We start from the raw sequence: 17,387 nt of genomic DNA, 5'->3' as shown, positions 1-17,387 counted from the left end.
TAGTCTTACATAAGATTTTTCAAAACTTTCATACTATAAATTATAACCTTAAAGCGAGGATAAAACATTATGAATGCAATTGGACGTAGTCATGCAAAATTAATTTTAATTGGTGAGCATTCTGTTGTATATGGTTATCCCGCAATTACTATTCCAATCACAAGTATTCCGGTTATAGTAAAGATGGAGTCAATTAAAACCGAAGAATCAATTATTGAGTCACGTTTTTTTACAGGAAAAATTATAGATATACCTGAACACCTTAAAGGTATTGAAAAACTTATTACCAATTTAGATAAAAAATTAAATACTAAAAATATTAAATATAGTATACGCATCAAAAGTGATGTCCCTATTGAACGAGGTTTGGGTTCATCAGCGGCGGCTTCAGCAGCAATTATTCGCTGCTTTTATCAGTTTTTCCAAAAGCGATTAACTAAGACACTATTAATTGAAGAAATTAACGTTTCGGAATCAATTATTCACGGACAAGCTAGTGGCGTAGATGCTGTTTCTGTAACTGCTAACGCTCCTTTGTGTTTTAAAAAAGGAGAATCACCGGTGAATATTGATATGAATATTACTGGTTACTTAGTAATTGCTGACTCTGGCATTCGTGGGAAAACTGGCGAAGCGGTAGCTGACGTTAAACAATCACTTAAAGATAATCCCGAACAATATTCTCAGTATCTTAAGAACTTAGGTGAACTAACAACAGAAGCAAATACTGCTTTAGCAGTTAATGATCTGACAACCTTGGGGAAAATTTTTAATAATGCTCAACTAAATCTTTCGAAATTAGGTGTTTCAAGTAATGAAATTGATAAACTAATTGAAATAGCTAATAATAATGGTAGTTTAGGTACTAAGTTGACTGGTGGTGGCCGTGGAGGCTGCATAATCGCAGTTGTTGAATCGAAAATAAAAGCTCAATTATTGTCAGAGATTTTAGAAAATAATTCTGCAATAAAAACTTGGATCCAACCACTAAATGTTTATAACTAATAGAGGAATTTAATGAATAAAGTTACTGCTATCGCACATACAAATATTGCCCTAATCAAATATTGGGGAAAAAAAGATGAAGCTTTGAGACTACCATACACGGACAGTCTTTCTTTAACGTTAGATGATTTCTATACTGAAACATCAGTTACAGTATCAGATGAGGATCAATTTTTCTTAGATGGAGAATTAAAATCCAATGCAGATAGTCAACGAGTTTTTAATTTTTTAAACTATTTCCGTCTTAAATATAATGTAAAAAATTCTTTTTTAATTGAATCAAACAATCACGTCCCTAATTCTGCTGGGCTTGCGTCCTCTTCTTCTGCTTTTGCTGCTCTAAGTGGTGCATTAGCAAAAGCTTCAAATTTAGATTTATCTTTAAAAGAGTTAAGTCAATTAGCTCGTGTCGGATCAGGATCTGCTTCACGTTCAATATATGGAGGTTTTGTTCAATGGCATGCAGGACATGACGATGAATCTTCTTTTGCAGAGCAGTTTGATGATGCTAGTAATTCAGATATCAATATTTTGTCAGTAATCGTTAATAAAAATAAGAAGAATATTTCTTCGACTGAGGGTATGAATCGTACACGTATGACCTCCCCTTTTTACAAGATTTGGCCAGATGTTGTTGAACATGATCTTATTAAAATTAAACCTGCCATCAAAAATAATGATATAAGAACAATTGGTGAAATTTCAGAACACAATGCTATGGAAATGCATGCATTAACAATGAGCGCTAACCCACCATTTACATATTTTGACCCTGAAACAATTGAAATAATGAATATTATCTCGAATATGAGAAATGAAAATATCTCTGTTTATTTTACAATTGATGCAGGTCCTAACGTAAAAGTGATTTGTCACAAAAAAGATGTTACCCTTATTAAAGAAAAATTAGAGCAACAACTTGCTAATGCACGAATTATTATCACCAAACCAGGACCAGGAATTACTTATAAATAATATTGGAAGGTTTTTAATTTTGATAACTGCTAAAGCTTCAGGAAAATTATATATAGCTGGTGAATATGCTGTCGTAGAAAAAGGCTATCCAGCAATTATTTCATCTGTCGATAAATTTGTAACCGTGTCAGTAGAGGCTTCAGAAAGTGAAGGAACTCTTAATTCAAACAGATTCACTGACAATATGATCCATTGGAATCGTGAAAATGGTAAGTTTCAAATTGACACTCGGGATAATCAATTAGAATTCATCATTGCAGCTATCAATTGTGTCGAAGAATATGCCTTACAACTGGGTAAAAAATTGTCCTATTTTAATATAAATATCGAAAGTGAACTTGATTCCGATAACGGAAGAAAATATGGTCTTGGATCATCTGCGGCGGTTTCAGTTGCTACTGTCCGTGCCCTATCAAAATTTTATAAGTTAGACTTGAATAATAAGACTATTTATAAACTAGCCGCATTAAGTCATTTATCTGTTCAAGGTAATGGTTCATTAGGTGATGTTGCTGCAAGTACTTACGGAGGAATTATTTACTATACCTCTCCCGACCGTAATTGGATTATTAATTCTCTGAAAAAAGAACCACTGTTTACAATAGTTCATCAAGAATGGCCTAATTTAAGCATAGAACCACTTGATATGCCAAATAATTCAAAATTATTAATTGGATGGACTGGAAGTCCTGCCTCTACATCGATTTTAGTAGAGCAAATATCATATTCTAAGGCTCAAAAGTTAAAACTATATGAGAAATTCTTGAAGGATAGCAAGATTTGTTTAGAAAGAATGCAAGAAGGTTTTTTAAATGCTGATTTGCCTGCTATCCAAGCTCAAATTTCCAAAAATCGAGAATTACTAACTAGTTTATCCAAGATTACAAATGTTGTGATTGAAACTGAAAAACTTACAGAAATGTGTAATGTTGTTGAAAATATTGGTCAAGCAGCTAAGTCTTCTGGTGCTGGTGGCGGAGATTGTGGAATTGCTATAGTCCCAGATAATAATGAAATTATCGATAATATATTAACTGCCTGGAAAGAGATTGATGTTATTGATCTTAAATTAAATATAACTGATCGGAGCTAAAAATGCCTAAACAACCACAGCAACAACAAAGAAAAAATGAACATCTTTTTTTAGCTGAAAAATTTTACGAAGAGACAAATAATAAGAACTTTTCAAAAGTTCGATTTATTCATGATAGTGTTCCTGAAATATCTGTGAGTGAAATTAATTTAACATCATCCATGTTTGATCACACTATTAAAATGCCTATTTATATTAATGCAATGACAGGTGGTTCCCTTCAGTCTGAGAAAATTAATGATACTCTTTCTAAAATTGCTAACAGATTGAATCTTCCTATGGCTGTCGGTTCAATGAGTGCAGCAATTAACTATCCAGAAGTTGCTGATAGTTTTAAAATTGTTAGAAAAAATAATCCCGATGGAGTCATTATCGCTAATATTTCTGCTAATCATTCTGCAAAAGATGCCCAACAAGTTATTGATTTGATTGAAGCAAATGCACTTCAAATTCACGTAAATACCTTACAAGAATTATCAATGCCTGAGGGTGATAGAAACTTTTACTGGTTAGATAATATTAAAGATATTATTAACTCAGTTTCTGTACCAGTCATTGTCAAAGAAGTTGGATTTGGTATGAGTAAAGAAGCTATTGCCAAATTAAAAAGTATTGGTGTGACTAATATTGATCTATCTGGTGCTGGTGGGACTGATTTTATTCAAATAGAAAATGAACGAAATCATGAATTTGATATGTCATTTTTAGAAGAACTCAAAATAACAACTGTTGAAAGTTTATTAGATACCCAAGTAGAAACTGACGGAATTACAATTTTTGCTTCCGGAGGTATTAGAACACCTTTAGATGTATTGAAATGCTTGCGATTAGGAGCTGATTATGTTGGTATATCAGGTCTGATTTTGCATCAAGTACAAAAGAAATCGTATGAAGAAGTCTTAGAATTTATGACTAATTGGTTAGATATGGTAAAAATCGGAGCAACTGCAATTGGTGCTCGAAATATAACTGAATTAAGAAATAAGCCAATTATTTTAGATCAAGATTTATATAATTATTTTGAACAAAGAAAAAGCTAAGGATTAGTCCTTAGCTTTTTTTATAATCTCAATCCTTTAGGGAAGAAATTTTTAACGGTATTATTAGAAAATTTACCCCAAGAAAAAGTCTTTTTATTATAACTAACCCCTACCCATGAACTTGATAGCTGTTCGTTTATTCGAATGGCTTCTCCATGGGCAAATTTTAGATATTGCTCATTAGTTAATTCAATAACCTTTTTGAATTCATTTCTTTTTAAAGCAAGTGCTAATGCATGATTAGGTTCAAAACGATTCTTTTTAAAAGTCCCTAAGCGTAATCCATTACGTACAACTTTAATGTTATTTAAATCTTTTGTATTCAAAACTGGTGCTTCAAGATTATCTCTGTTTTGATGTAATACTGAAAAACTAATATTTAAGTTATCTGAAATAAAATCATTAAATAATTTTTCCGATGATTTATCTAACGAATCAGAAACAACTGATGGATTGGTTTTTGAAGATAAATTATCGTCTGCATTTTTAGTGAATTTACTAATGAAATGCCCTTCACCGTTAAATTGATCAGGAAACATCCTTAAAAAATTCAAAGAACGTTGATCGTTATCACACCATTCAGGCTTTCCATCTTCCATTCCAGGAAATTTTTCAATATTTTCAATTTTTAAGTTGAATACATCTGCAAACCATAAAGCTGTCATTTCATCTTCTTCAGGTGCAAAAGTACATGTTGAATAAACTATTGTTCCACCAGGTTTTAACATTTTATATGCTTCAGATAAAATGTCCTTTTGTCTTGTGGCACATTGTTCAACATATTCAGGTGACCAATACTGAGTAGCATTATGATCTTTTCTAAACATACCCTCGCCAGAACATGGAGCATCAACAACAATTTTGTCAAAATAATTGGGAAAATTTAGTGCTAATTGTTCCGGACTATTATTTGTTACGACTGTATTAGTAATACCCATTCTTTCGATGTTTGAAGACAATATTTTAGAACGTGCAGTATTTATCTCATTAGCTACTAAAACGCCCTTATTTGCCATTTTAGAGGCTAAATATGTAGATTTACTACCTGGGGCTGCACAAAGATCCAAAACTGTTTCTTCTGGTTGAACATCTAAAACTTCGGCAACATACATAGCACTTGGATCTTGACCATACAAATATCCGCTTATATGATCAACACTATTTCCATTAATATCACCATAAAATCCAATTTTTGAATAAGTGATTGGATTGTCTAAATTTTGATCTACATCTTGGTAATCTTCTTTTAGAGGATTTAATCGAAAGCCTTCAATTGCTTCTTGAAATAAGGCATCTTCAAATTTTGAATATCTTGTACCTAATAATTTTTGATATTTATTAATGAATTTTTCGGGTAATTTTAGAACCATTAACGTAAAAAACTCCTATTCTTTGTAAAGATTACATAACTACCAAGAATTATTGTCAAAATAATGTTTGCCACATAAAAGATAGTTATTGGTGTGTAATTAATAATAAGAATCCAATTGCTAATTATTGTGTACGAGATTATAAACGCAATTGCATTATAAATTATAAATTGAAAAATAAATCCAAATTTAAAGTCTTTTTGTAAATCACCATCTAATTGTGAATTATTGATTGAGTACTTCATCGGAATTATTAGATTAAAGTTCAACACAATTAATATCACAGTTATTAATGACAAAATAATAAAAAGAACATAATTTTTTTCGATAGTTTTTTGTTTGATATTATTAATTTTATTTGTAGAAGTCCCTACTTTTTTTGCTTTAAATTCTTTTTTTATTAAACTAACTGTTTCTTTTTTATGTGTATATACACCATCTAGTATGATGCGATAGTCTGCTATTTTAGCATCATTATCTGTGATATTAGGTGATATCGATGTAAAAATATGATTGTTAAGATTACTATTATCATCCATCTCGGTAATTCCGATTACAGGTAAGTAATTATCAGATTGTTTAATATATCTTTGCTCTTGTGGTTTAATAACATCCTTAACATCTTTTCCGACAATTACAAATGGAACAGCTGCGGAGAAATCTAAATTCGAAAAACTTCGTCCTGTTTTTATTGGTAAGCTGATTTTTTCATTTTGTCCATAAAAATAAGATTTATCTGCATCTTTTTTATCAATAAAATGCATTCTAAATTTTAATTTCTCATGTTTAGAAACTTCTTTTAACGCTGTTACTATCTTTTTATTAGAATTTGCTTTTAATATAAATGCATCTTCAGTTACACCATTTCGATTCATTACACTCTTATATTTAACACTGTCGTGTTTAGACACAATGACCCCTGCTGCAAGTAACAATAGTGTCATAAGAATCGTTATTAGAATATTTCTCTTCAAAATATTACTCCTCATTCAATTAAATACAATTTATCGTTTACGATATCATATTTTGGATATTTCTCATTAATGTTAGTTACCCTATTATCAGAAATAATATGAACATTTTCCCAAAACTTTTTACTGTTAGTAGCGCCATTTTTTTCTCCTATAATGAAGAAATATGGCTTTGATTCTTTCATTTTACGATATTCTTGCAATATTTGATAATCAATTTCATCATAATCTGGACTCCAAGCAATTATAATTGCATCAACTTCATTAGCATATTTTTTAAATGCAGTTAAGGCATCTAACTCTTCAATATCGGTAATTGTATCTTGTCCAGTTTTACTGTTTTGTGCCCATTGAGTAGAGTCAGTTGCTATCGATAATATATCATGCTCTCTTAAGTATTCTGAAATATAACCATTCCCAGCCATTAACTCCAAGTATTTTTGACAATGAAACTCTTGAATAAAAGTATCCATAAATGGTCTTGTAATAGTGGCCCAATATCCAAAATTTTCTTGTAAAAACTGTCTGAAATAGCTAAGTAATGAATCTAGCTTTTCTAATTTATTAATGTTTTGGTTTAAATCATTAGGATCAGTATTTTTTAAAATCTGGATTATTTCATCTTCATCAAAAATCAAATCAAAAAAAGTTTGTTTTGGAATTCTTTTATTTATTAATTCATGAACGGTTTCTTCAATAAAGTTAATGCGTTTTTTAATAAGCTTGTCGTTTTTAAATGGAGATGATAAATTTGTTAATTCATTTAAATATTCATCAATATCAATCATTTATTTTCCTTAGTAAATGTAATAGGTTTATTATACGCATAAATCTATTAAATGTTATAATTGAAATATTAATTTATAGGAGTTTTCTGTTATGAAAAAAAATAAAGAAAAAAAAGAAGAAACCCTTCTTCACTTCTGGGTAACTACTATCATTAGTGCCCTAGTCGTATTCTTAGCTGTCTGGGGAATTAAATCATTATTGATTGCTAATGATAAAGTTTCGGGTCCTTCAATGCAACCAACCTTTGAAGATAAAGATCGCATTATTGCTATACGCACAATTGATGCTAAAAGAAATGATGTTGTTATTCTTAACGCCCCTGATCAACCTGGTGCTCAATACATTAAGCGTGTAATTGGAATGCCTGGAGATACAGTTGAATCAAAAAATGACAAAATGTACATTAATGGTAAAAAAATATCAGAATCTTATCTTGATAACAAGTATAAAGAACAAAGTCATGCTGAAGGCTACACTTATACAACAAACTTCAGTCTTTCATCTTTAGCTGAAGGTTCATATTATAAATCAATTTACGCTGATAATAAAAAATTACTAAATAAAGTTAAGAAAACAGGAAAAGTTCCTAGTGGCTATTACTTTGTTATGGGAGATCATCGAAACGTCTCAAAAGATAGTCGTATGATTGGTTTTATTAAAAAAGATGAAATTGTTGGAGTTGTTAAATGGCGCTATTGGCCTCTTAACGAAATGAAAACATTTTAATTTAAGGGAGTTGTAATTATGGATTTAGCACACGAAATTATTGAATATCAAAAGAAAAAGAACTCTAATGATACACAATTAGCTTTTGAAATACATTTATCCGTTGAAAGAATACATACAATTAAAGGTAATAGTGCATTAGCAACTGCCGAAGAAGAAAAGAAAATATTAGATTTTCTAAGACTACATAGATAAAAAAGAGCTTCCAATATGGAAGCTCTTTTTTATTGCATCGTTAATCTCTGTACCATTTGTAAAACTAATCCTATTATTCCTAAGAATATAATAATATCTATGATAACTACTTTTACTTGTCTCAAAATATTATCCCCCAAAATATATCTGCAAGTTTAATATTATATTAAGACATGATTATCATCTATAGATATTACAGAAATCTTAATTATTATTTCTCATCACTTTTCAATGTGCCACCGACAGAATAATTATCTTTTTTCATTTCATTTAAAATAATATGAATTCTTTCTTCAGGAACATCAGCATTCTTACTAATAGCTTTAGTAACATCTTTTACTAAACCTCTTAATTGTTCATTACTTCTACCCTCTACTAAATCTATATGTACAATTGGCATAATTATATCTCCATTTCTATTTTTTATTTCGCATTAAGTTCACTAATTTCTAATAACACATCTACTGCTTGTTCCATAGTTTGTAGAGAAACATATTCAAAACGTCCATGCATGTTTTCTCCACCTGCAAATAAGTTAGGCGTTGGAAGTCCCATAAATGAAATTTTTGATCCATCAGTTCCACCACGTATTGGATCTTCGATTGTATTAATATTGAGGTTTTTCATAGCAGTTTGAGCCAAATGAACAACTTCCATATTATCTTTAATAACTTCATACATATTGTAGTAATCATCATTCATGATTATTGCAATTGGATTGTTTTCAAATCTGCTATTAATCTCATCCGCAATTTTTTGAGCTATATCTTTACGTTTGTTTAGACCGTCTCTTGTGAAGTCACGAATTATATAATCTAAATGAGCACTGTCAACAGTACCCTCGAAGTTTAATAAGTGAAAGAATCCTTCTTTACCATCGGTTAATTCGGGGACTTCAGATTGAGGTAATTGATTTTGAAATTCAATACCTAGACTAATAGCATTAATCATTATATTTTTTGCTGATCCAGGATGAACATTTTTTCCTTGAATATCAACTTTTAAACTTGCTGCATTGAATGTTTCATATTCTAATTCTCCCAGAGGACCGCCATCTACGGTATAAGCAAAATCAGCACCAAAATCACTGACATCAAATAGATTAGCACCAGTACCGATTTCTTCATCAGGACCGAAAGCTATTTTTATATCACCATGTTTAAGTTCTGGATGTTGTAACAAATATTCCGCAAAAGTAACGATTTCAGAAACTCCAGACTTATCATCAGCGCCTAATAAAGTTGATCCATCAGTTGTTATTAAGGTTTGACCTTTGTATTTAGTTAAAGATTCAAATTCTTTTGGATCTAGAACATATTCACCTGATTTATCCAATGTTATTGCACTTTTACCATCATAATTTTCTACAACCTGAGGATTAACATTTTCAGAATTAAAATCTGCTGTATCAATATGTGAAATAAATCCAATTGTTGGTACATCTTTATCAATATTAGAAGATATTTTAGCAGTTAGATAATAATTTTTAGTATTAAGTTTTACTTCTTCTAATCCTATTTCTTCTAATTCTGTTTTTAATGTATTCAAGAAATTAATTTGACGTTTCGTTGAAGGTATTGTCTTTGAATTATCATCAGAGCGTGTATTTACTTTGACATAATCTAAAAACCTTGGTAGCAATTTTTCATATTTTTCCATATAATCTCTCCTCTATTTAAAAATATAAGGTTCAGTATTAGCTCTTGAAGGTACAATTTGGATATCCCAATTATAATCCTCATTCCATGATTGTAAAATATTCTCCATTTTATTTATGAAAATTTCTTCAACATGATGCCCAGGATCAATAACATTTAACCCAATTGCTTGCATATCATGGGCTGTATGATAATAAACATCACCTGTGATAAAAGTATCTGCACCAATGCCTTTAATAGTTCTAAAGAACTTGCCTCCATCACCACCAATGATAGCAATTTTTTTAACTGGTTTTTCAATATATGGTTTAACTGTTCTTAATCCTGATAAATTAAACTTATTTTTTATTTCTTCTGAAAAATCATCTAAAGTTGTTTCTTGTTGTACTTCACCAATTCGACCCAATCCATCAAGTTCATCAATTGACTGAATATTTTGAAGATTTAAAGCTTCTGCTAACCAATCATTCATTCCATTTACTGTCTTGTCAATATTAGTGTGTGCTGAATGAACGGCAATATCATGGCTCATTAAATCGTAATACATCTTATTTTGAGGGTCATTAATATCTAAATTTGCCGTAGGTCGAAACATAATCGGATGATGTGCAATTATTAAATCAATATCTTTTTCTATGGCTTCTTGAACAACATTAGGACGAACATCAAGTGTAACTAGTACCTTTTTTACAGTTCTTGTTCTATCACCTATCTGAAATCCAGTAGGATCGCCCTCTTCTTTCAGAGATAGCGGCGCAAATTTTTCAATTTCATCTAAAATATTCTGAACGTTAGTCATTTAAAAGTCCCTCCAAAATATTAATATCAGCTTTTACTTGCTGAATTTTTTCTTGATCAGGTTGTTGAGCATTGCTTATCCCAACTAATGTTTTACGATATTTCTTTAGTTTACGATTCCATTTATCAATAAATGCTGAATTTTTATTCTTCTTTAATATTGGTCCAACTAATAAATCTTCTCTTGAATATTCGGGGGTAGTTGAAACTAATTTACCTACTATAATTTCATACGAATGGCCATCTTCTGCTAAAATATTCTCATTCACAATTTCATAATTATGCTCCATTAACCACGAGCGGACTAAACTTTCTCCGATATTGGGTTGTAAAATCAAGCTTTCTATTGTGAACTCTTGACGATTCACAAATCTTTGTAGAATCTCAGTAATTAAAATACCACCCATGCCAGCAATTACAGCTGTGTCAATTTGATCTTCTTTTTCTATTACATCTAGTCCATCACCTAATCGTGCTTGAATTTTATCTTCTAAATTATGATAAGAAATATTTTGCTCTGAATTATGTAATGGTCCTGCTGCAACTTCACCAGCTATTGCAAAATCGATTGTTTTATTTTCTATTAATGATATTGGTAAATAAGCATGATCAGATCCTACATCTACTAATCTTGCTTGAGGTTTTACAAATTTTGATACTTCAATTAATCTTTTAGAAAGCATATTACTCAATAGAACACCTACTTCATATTTGTTATAAAAATAATACCATAAAAAAAGAGGACCAAAGGTCCTCTAATTGTTTATTCCATAAAATCTTTCAGTTGTTTTGATCTTGATGGATGTCTTAATTTACGCAATGCTTTTGCTTCAATTTGACGAATACGTTCACGAGTTACTCCAAAAACTTTACCAACTTCTTCTAGCGTGCGTGTTCTTCCATCATCTAATCCAAATCTCAAACGCAATACGTTTTCTTCACGATCAGTAAGAGTATCAAGCACATCTTCCAATTGTTCTTTTAATAATTCATAAGAAGCGTGATCTTCAGGACTTGTTGCATCTAAATCTTCAATAAAATCACCTAAATGTGAATCATTCTCTTCACCAATTGGTGTTTCTAATGAAACTGGTTCTTGAGCAATTTTTAGAATCTCACGGACTTTTGTAGTTGGAAGATCCATTTCCGCACCAATTTCTTCAGGTGTAGGTTCACGACCTAAATCTTGAAGCAATTGTCTTTGAATTCGAATCAATTTATTAATTGTTTCAACCATGTGAACTGGGATACGGATAGTTCTGGCTTGATCAGCGATAGCACGAGTAATAGCTTGTCTAATCCACCATGTAGCATATGTCGAGAATTTGAAACCTTTACGGTAATCAAATTTTTCAACAGCCTTCATCAATCCCATGTTACCTTCTTGAATTAAATCAAGAAATTGCATACCACGTCCAACATAACGTTTAGCAATTGAAACAACTAAACGTAAATTAGCTTCTGCTAATTTTTGCTTAGATACTTCGTCGCCTTCTTCAATCTTTAATGCCAAGTCAACTTCTTGTTGAGCATTTAAAAGCGGAACACGCCCAATTTCTTTAAGATACATACGAACCGGGTCATTAATCTTAACACCGGTTGGTGCAGATAAATTATTCAATTCAGCTTTGTCGACATCTTTTTCTTTTAAAAGACTTAATTTACTTGGATCACCACTCTCATCGACAACACCAATACCTTCATCTTCTAAACGTTCAATAAGTTCATCTATTGAATCATCTTTTAAAGCAAAGGGCTTGATTAGTTTTTCAAGTAAATCCTCTTCATTAATTTCTTTTTTTGTTTTGTAATCTTTAATGACACTTTTTGTTGCTGTTTCTAGTTCTTTACTTGACTTAATAACACTTTTCTTTTTTTCAGCCATTCAATAAGCCCCCTAGTTTGTATTATTTAAGTTTAAAATCTTATTTTTTAACAAAATCAACTGACTCGTTAACTCTAAGACTTGTTCATCATCATTGTTAGCAGCAGCCTGACTCAATAATTTTTTGATATTGTCATAATCCTCTACTAGAGAATTATTCATAATCACGCTTATATAGTCATTAACTTCCTCATCAGTATACTCTTCTGGGAAGTCTTTTAGCTCTAATTGTGCAACAACCGGTTTTAATTCGTTAGAAAGATGATCCATGAATTCAGAAATACCCATGCTATCATTTGCTATTTCAGCCCATGACCCAAATATTTTATTGTATTTATCATCGATAAAAGCAAAATTTGGCATTGATACTAATTTATTAAAGACATCCTTAAAACGTAAAGTTAAATATAACAAATTTTGCTGTGCAATATCAAGCTTTGTGTTTATTTTTTCCGGTTTAACTGCAACTTCTGCAAAGTTCTTTTCAGCATGAGTGGTACCAAAATCTGCTGGTGGACGTTTGATTAATTCTTCTCTTTGAATACTAGTGAATTGTTTTTGTAATGTTTCAAAAGCAATATCTAATGTATCTGCTAATTTTTGAAGATATAATTCTATTTCAACTGCAGAATTAACCTTGGCTAATTCGCGCATAGCCGCATCTAAAAATTCTAACTTATCTCGATCATTGTTAAAGTTATAATTTTGACTCATACGATTTAATTCAAATGAAATGATTGTCTGAGTTCCACTTTTAATAACTTTTTGAAAAGCTTCTTTACCTTTATTCTTGATAAATTCATCTGGATCCATTGATTCAGGTAAGATAACTATCCCAATATCAATATTTTGATTACGTAATAACGATACTGATCGGTGTGTAGCATTTTGCCCTGCTTGATCACCGTCATAGCAAACTATTAACTTGTCTGACAAGCGACTAAGCGAATGAATTTGCTGATCGGTTAAACTCGTACCCATTGAAGCTACTCCAGTCATAACTCCGGCTTGATAAGCACTTATGACATCCATAAATCCTTCAAATAATACAACTTGTCCACTATCTCGTACATTTTTCTTAGCTAAATCATAGTTGAAAAGCACCTTACTCTTATTAAACAACAAGGTCTCTGGACTGTTTAAATACTTTGCTACATTATCTTGTTTATGAAGAATACGACCAGAAAAAGCAATTATTTTTCCGTTTTGGTCTTTAATGGGAAACATTACTCTACCACGGAAGCGATCAAACATCTCACCTTCTTCATTTTCGGAAAATAAACCTGATTCACGTAACAATTCTTTAGATATATCTTTTTCTATGAAAAAAGTATAAAGAAAATCTTTTTTATCAGGTGCAAATCCAATTCCATATGTTTCAATCGTTTCTTCCGTTAATTCACGATTTTTAAGATATTCGAGCGCTTCTTCACCGGTAGTAGTACGTTTTAAAATGTGTTGATATAAAACTTGGGCTTCACTATATAATTTTTGTAGTTCATTAAATTTAACGTTTTGTGGATTATCATTATTAGAATTTGTGTCTAAATTTTCAGGAACTGAAATTCCAGTCATTTCAGCAACTTTAATTACCGACTCTGGGAAATTCATTTTTTCAATTTCCATTATAAAACTGAATACATTCCCACCGCGACCACAACTAAAACAATGAAAGATTTGTTTATCTTCAGCCACTGAAAAGGAGCCTGTTCTTTCATCATGAAATGGACAATGTCCAAATAAATTCTTACCAGATTTCTTTAATTGAACATAATTACTGACAACGTCAACTATATCTGTTTTACTTCGGACTTGTTCAATAAAATCCTCAGGAATCCTTCCTGCCATGATTGCTCCTTTCCAATATTTATTTAATAACTAACTCTTCTAAATCACCAAAAATAGCATTGATATCTGAAATAGCTCTTAATTGTGCTAAACGATTATTTTTGATTTTTTCATCTTTATCCATAATCATTGTTTCATCAAAATATTTGTTAATGATTGGTGATAAATCATTCATTTGTTCAAATAGTACTTCGATAGTTTGTTTAGTGTCTATCTTACTTATTGAATCAAATAATGCTTGTTCTGAGTCGTTTTGGAATAATTTAATATCAATCTCTGTATTTGTTGAATCAGCCTTAGAAGCTAATTTATTAACACGAGACAATGATTCAATCATTCCTTTGAATTCAGGATTGTTACGTTTTTGCTTCAGTAATTCAGCGAGTTCAATAATTATTAATGGTGATTTAGTAGAAGACTTAATTGTTGTTTCTACGATATCCTTATCAATATCTTCACCTTTAAATAATTGACGTAAACGTTCCAAAACAAAATCAGTTACATCATTTTTATGTGCTGAAAAATCAATCTTCGTATCAAGTTGTTTAATTATCTCATCTTGTATCATATCTAACGGGATATCCCAAGATTGATATTGCATAATTCGATCAATACCATATGCTTGGCGACGCAAAGCGTATGGATCATTTGATCCACTAGGTATTAAATCAACCGCAAAAAATGACATAATGCTATCTAATTTGTCAGCAATTGCTAGAACTGAACCAACCTTTGATTCTGGAAGATTCCCTTCAGCTGTTGTTGGCATATAGTGTTCTCTAATCGCCTTAGCAACCGTAGAGGTTTCACCCATCAATTCAGCATATTTCTCTCCCATTATACCTTGTAATTCAGGGAATTCATCAACCATATTAGTAACTAAGTCAAATTTATAAATCATACTTGCTCGTTTTAAGGCCTCTAATTCATCGGCGTTTAAGCTTAGGTATTTAGCCAGAACTTGAGCAGCTACAGTTGTGCGTTCCATCTTTTCAAAAATTGAACCAATTTTTACATGGAATGTAACATTTTTAAGTTTCTCAACATAAAAATTAATATCATGTTTTTGATCTTCTTGATAGAAGAATTGAGCATCCTCTAAACGAGCAACAAGGACTTTTTCATTACCAGCTATCACGTTTTCGATATGCTTTTGGTTACCGTTTCGAACACCAATAAATACAGGTGCTAATTTGTTATCTTTTGTCTTAGCGTAGAAATATCTTTGGTTATCTTTCATTGAAGTTATTAAAACTTCATCCGGAATTGATAAATACTTAGAATCAAAGTTTCCATAAAAAGCTGTTGGATATTCAACCAAGTTATTAACTTCTTCTAGTAAATCTTGATCGATGTCAATATTCCAATCATTATCTTTTGCTATTTTTTCAATTTGTGACTCGATTATATTTTTTCTTTCCAAAGCGTCTGCAAAAACAAAATCATCTTTTAATGTTTGAACGTAATCTGTTGCAGTTTTAATTTCGATATCCGTGTGGCCTAAGAATCTATGACCGCGAGTACTGTTACCAGCTTGAATATCAAGTATCTTAGTATTAATAATCTGATTATCAAGCATTGCAACTAACCAATGGATTGGTCGAATGTATTCGAATCTTGTAGAACCCCAGTGCATTCTAGTTGGAAATACCATTGCTTCCAACGGTTCATTGATTTTTTCGAGTACTTTGTTAGCCGGTAGTCCGACTTCATGTTTTTGAATATAAGCATATTCTGTTCCTTTTAATTCTTGGAAGAAAATATCGTCAGGACTACCACCTTGACCTTTTGCAAATCCAATTGCTGCTTTTGACCAATTACCATCTTCATCTTGTGCTATTTTTTTTGCAGGTCCTTTAGCTAATTCATCAATATCTTCTTGTTTATCAGCAAGATCTTCAATAATGACCGCAAGACGACGTGGTGTCGAATAATTATAAACTTCACCGTGATTCAAACGATTTTCTTTTAAAAATTCAGTTATACGTTGGGCGAATTGATTGATACTTGGAGTCACTACATGTGCAGGCATTTCTTCCAGCCCAAGTTCCAATAAAAATGTATTAGACATATTATTCACCAACCTTTTCATTATCTTTTAGGAGTGGGAACCCTAATTTTTCACGTTCTTCAACAAATGATTGAGCTACTTTATGTGCCATACGTCTAATTCGTGATAAGAAACCGGCACGTTCAGTAACTGAAACAGCTCCACGAGCATCTAGTAAGTTAAACGTATGACTGCATTTTAAAATATAATCATATGCTGGATGCACAAGACCTAAGTCCATTAAGCGATTAGCTTCTTTTTCATAATCATTGAAGAAGTTTAAAAGCATGTCTTGATTACTCTCTTCAAATGAATACTTAGAATGTTCAAATTCAGGTTCTTTGAAGATATCACCATACTTAACTCCGTTACCCCAGTCTAAATCATAAACAGAATCAACATCTTGAATATATGATGCTAAGCGTTCAACTCCATAAGTGATTTCACTAGTTACGGGATCACATTGAAGTCCTCCAACTTGTTGGAAGTAAGTAAATTGAGTCACTTCCATTCCGTCAAGCCAAACTTCCCAACCAACACCAGCACAACCCATTGATGGATTTTCCCAGTTATCTTCAACAAAACGAATGTCATGTTCTAAAGGTTCAATTCCTAAAGCTCTCAATGAATCTAAATAATATTCTTGAACCTCTTTAGGAGATGGTTTCATAACAACTTGAAATTGATGATGTTGATATAAACGATTAGGGTTATCTCCATAACGACCATCAGCGGGGCGACGAGATGGTTCTACATAAGCCGCATTCCATGGCTCTGGACCAATTGCTCTTAAAAAAGTATATGGACTCATTGTCCCAGCACCTTTTTCAGTATCGTAGGATTCCATCAACATACAACCTTTGTCACTCCAAAATTGTTGTAATGTCAAAATCATAGTTTGTACATCTATTTTTTTTGCCATAATTTCACCTTTATGTATTCAACTAAAGAAAAAGTCCCTTGCAGAATTTCTTCTACAAGGGA

17 protein-coding genes are annotated in these 17,387 nt (G+C 31.4%); 6 read left to right on the top strand and 11 right to left on the bottom strand.

Annotated features, from left to right (window positions below):
* The first annotated feature begins 69 nt into the window (after positions 1-69).
* From mvk to fni, 4 genes are read left to right on the top strand one after another with little or no spacing between them, the layout of a single operon-like run.
* On the top strand, positions 70-1,005 hold the full coding sequence (mvk, locus tag RD055328_RS03215) for a mevalonate kinase (protein ID WP_244087367.1): 936 nt from the start codon (positions 70-72) through the stop codon (positions 1,003-1,005).
* A gap of 12 nt (positions 1,006-1,017) precedes the next feature.
* Entirely contained in the window at positions 1,018-1,980 is a 963-nt protein-coding gene (gene mvaD, locus RD055328_RS03210) for a diphosphomevalonate decarboxylase (protein WP_244087366.1), read from the top strand.
* A 19-nt stretch (positions 1,981-1,999) separates the two neighbouring features.
* Entirely contained in the window at positions 2,000-3,073 is a 1,074-nt protein-coding gene (locus RD055328_RS03205) for a phosphomevalonate kinase (RefSeq protein ID WP_244087365.1), read from the top strand.
* A gap of 2 nt (positions 3,074-3,075) precedes the next feature.
* A complete protein-coding gene (fni, locus tag RD055328_RS03200) occupies positions 3,076-4,113 on the top strand; it encodes a type 2 isopentenyl-diphosphate Delta-isomerase (protein ID WP_244087364.1) in 1,038 nt (345 codons plus the stop codon).
* Positions 4,114-4,133: 20 nt separating this feature from the next.
* On the opposite strand, the gene RD055328_RS03195 is transcribed toward fni, so the two are convergent.
* The 3 genes from RD055328_RS03195 to RD055328_RS03185 are packed head-to-tail and all read right to left on the bottom strand — an operon-like array spanning position 4,134 to position 7,242.
* Positions 4,134-5,483 (bottom strand): RsmF rRNA methyltransferase first C-terminal domain-containing protein, encoded by a 1,350-nt coding sequence (locus tag RD055328_RS03195; protein WP_244087363.1) that lies wholly within the window; start codon positions 5,481-5,483, stop codon positions 4,134-4,136.
* Complete coding sequence (locus RD055328_RS03190) at positions 5,483-6,457, bottom strand: hypothetical protein (RefSeq protein WP_244087362.1); 975 nt, start codon at positions 6,455-6,457, stop codon at positions 5,483-5,485. Before RD055328_RS03190 ends, RD055328_RS03195 begins: the two co-directional genes overlap by 1 nt.
* An 11-nt stretch (positions 6,458-6,468) precedes the next feature.
* On the bottom strand, positions 6,469-7,242 hold the full coding sequence (locus tag RD055328_RS03185; protein ID WP_244087361.1) for a hypothetical protein: 774 nt from the start codon (positions 7,240-7,242) through the stop codon (positions 6,469-6,471).
* A gap of 91 nt (positions 7,243-7,333) precedes the next feature.
* Here RD055328_RS03185 and lepB point away from each other — a divergent pair, with 91 nt between their 5' ends.
* Both lepB and RD055328_RS03175 read left to right on the top strand, forming a co-directional pair.
* Positions 7,334-7,969 (top strand): signal peptidase I, encoded by a 636-nt coding sequence (gene lepB, locus RD055328_RS03180; protein WP_244087360.1) that lies wholly within the window; start codon positions 7,334-7,336, stop codon positions 7,967-7,969.
* Between the two features lie 18 nt (positions 7,970-7,987).
* Positions 7,988-8,164 carry an LBP_cg2779 family protein gene (locus tag RD055328_RS03175; protein WP_244087359.1) on the top strand — a complete coding sequence of 59 codons (177 nt, stop codon included), beginning with the start codon at positions 7,988-7,990 and terminating at the stop codon, positions 8,162-8,164.
* Positions 8,165-8,375: 211 nt separating this feature from the next.
* Here RD055328_RS03175 and RD055328_RS03170 read toward each other — a convergent pair whose 3' ends face one another.
* From RD055328_RS03170 to glyQ, 8 genes are all read right to left on the bottom strand, one after another.
* A complete protein-coding gene (locus RD055328_RS03170) occupies positions 8,376-8,564 on the bottom strand; it encodes a 2-hydroxymuconate tautomerase (RefSeq protein WP_244087358.1) in 189 nt (62 codons plus the stop codon).
* Between the two features lie 23 nt (positions 8,565-8,587).
* A complete protein-coding gene (gene pepT / locus RD055328_RS03165) occupies positions 8,588-9,823 on the bottom strand; it encodes a peptidase T (RefSeq protein ID WP_244087357.1) in 1,236 nt (411 codons plus the stop codon).
* A gap of 12 nt (positions 9,824-9,835) precedes the next feature.
* Positions 9,836-10,621 carry a Nif3-like dinuclear metal center hexameric protein gene (locus RD055328_RS03160; protein ID WP_244087356.1) on the bottom strand — a complete coding sequence of 262 codons (786 nt, stop codon included), beginning with the start codon at positions 10,619-10,621 and terminating at the stop codon, positions 9,836-9,838.
* Entirely contained in the window at positions 10,614-11,303 is a 690-nt protein-coding gene (locus RD055328_RS03155) for a tRNA (adenine(22)-N(1))-methyltransferase TrmK (RefSeq protein WP_244088131.1), read from the bottom strand. The genes RD055328_RS03160 and RD055328_RS03155 overlap by 8 nt, the downstream gene beginning before the upstream one ends.
* An 80-nt stretch (positions 11,304-11,383) precedes the next feature.
* Positions 11,384-12,505 (bottom strand): RNA polymerase sigma factor RpoD, encoded by a 1,122-nt coding sequence (rpoD, locus tag RD055328_RS03150; protein WP_244087355.1) that lies wholly within the window; start codon positions 12,503-12,505, stop codon positions 11,384-11,386.
* 12 nt (positions 12,506-12,517) lie between these two features.
* Positions 12,518-14,353 (bottom strand): DNA primase, encoded by a 1,836-nt coding sequence (gene dnaG / locus RD055328_RS03145; RefSeq protein ID WP_244087354.1) that lies wholly within the window; start codon positions 14,351-14,353, stop codon positions 12,518-12,520.
* Positions 14,354-14,372: 19 nt separating this feature from the next.
* Entirely contained in the window at positions 14,373-16,424 is a 2,052-nt protein-coding gene (glyS, locus tag RD055328_RS03140; protein WP_244087353.1) for a glycine--tRNA ligase subunit beta, read from the bottom strand.
* Position 16,425: 1 nt separating this feature from the next.
* Positions 16,426-17,325, bottom strand: coding sequence for a glycine--tRNA ligase subunit alpha (gene glyQ / locus RD055328_RS03135; RefSeq protein WP_244087352.1), 900 nt, complete (start codon positions 17,323-17,325; stop codon positions 16,426-16,428).
* Positions 17,326-17,387: the final 62 nt, after the last annotated feature.

It is taken from the genome of Companilactobacillus sp. RD055328 (assembly GCF_022835675.1).
Classification (GTDB): domain Bacteria; phylum Bacillota; class Bacilli; order Lactobacillales; family Lactobacillaceae; genus BQUT01.
This window is presented reverse-complemented; position numbering and strand designations above follow the sequence as displayed.

Excerpts from the sequence above, each read along its gene's own strand:
- mvk (WP_244087367.1), top strand. The coding sequence starts at position 70 with ATGAATGCAATTGGACGTAGTCATGCAAAATTAATTTTAATTGGTGAG.
- mvaD (WP_244087366.1), top strand. The coding sequence starts at position 1,018 with ATGAATAAAGTTACTGCTATCGCACATACAAATATTGCCCTAATCAAA.
- fni (WP_244087364.1), top strand. The coding sequence starts at position 3,076 with ATGCCTAAACAACCACAGCAACAACAAAGAAAAAATGAACATCTTTTT.
- RD055328_RS03195 (WP_244087363.1), bottom strand. The coding sequence starts at position 5,483 with ATGGTTCTAAAATTACCCGAAAAATTCATTAATAAATATCAAAAATTA.
- RD055328_RS03185 (WP_244087361.1), bottom strand. The coding sequence starts at position 7,242 with ATGATTGATATTGATGAATATTTAAATGAATTAACAAATTTATCATCT.
- lepB (WP_244087360.1), top strand. The coding sequence starts at position 7,334 with ATGAAAAAAAATAAAGAAAAAAAAGAAGAAACCCTTCTTCACTTCTGG.
- RD055328_RS03175 (WP_244087359.1), top strand. The coding sequence starts at position 7,988 with ATGGATTTAGCACACGAAATTATTGAATATCAAAAGAAAAAGAACTCT.
- RD055328_RS03170 (WP_244087358.1), bottom strand. The coding sequence starts at position 8,564 with ATGCCAATTGTACATATAGATTTAGTAGAGGGTAGAAGTAATGAACAA.
- pepT (WP_244087357.1), bottom strand. The coding sequence starts at position 9,823 with ATGGAAAAATATGAAAAATTGCTACCAAGGTTTTTAGATTATGTCAAA.
- RD055328_RS03160 (WP_244087356.1), bottom strand. The coding sequence starts at position 10,621 with ATGACTAACGTTCAGAATATTTTAGATGAAATTGAAAAATTTGCGCCG.
- RD055328_RS03155 (WP_244088131.1), bottom strand. The coding sequence starts at position 11,303 with ATGCTTTCTAAAAGATTAATTGAAGTATCAAAATTTGTAAAACCTCAA.
- rpoD (WP_244087355.1), bottom strand. The coding sequence starts at position 12,505 with ATGGCTGAAAAAAAGAAAAGTGTTATTAAGTCAAGTAAAGAACTAGAA.
- dnaG (WP_244087354.1), bottom strand. The coding sequence starts at position 14,353 with ATGGCAGGAAGGATTCCTGAGGATTTTATTGAACAAGTCCGAAGTAAA.
- glyS (WP_244087353.1), bottom strand. The coding sequence starts at position 16,424 with ATGTCTAATACATTTTTATTGGAACTTGGGCTGGAAGAAATGCCTGCA.
- glyQ (WP_244087352.1), bottom strand. The coding sequence starts at position 17,325 with ATGGCAAAAAAAATAGATGTACAAACTATGATTTTGACATTACAACAA.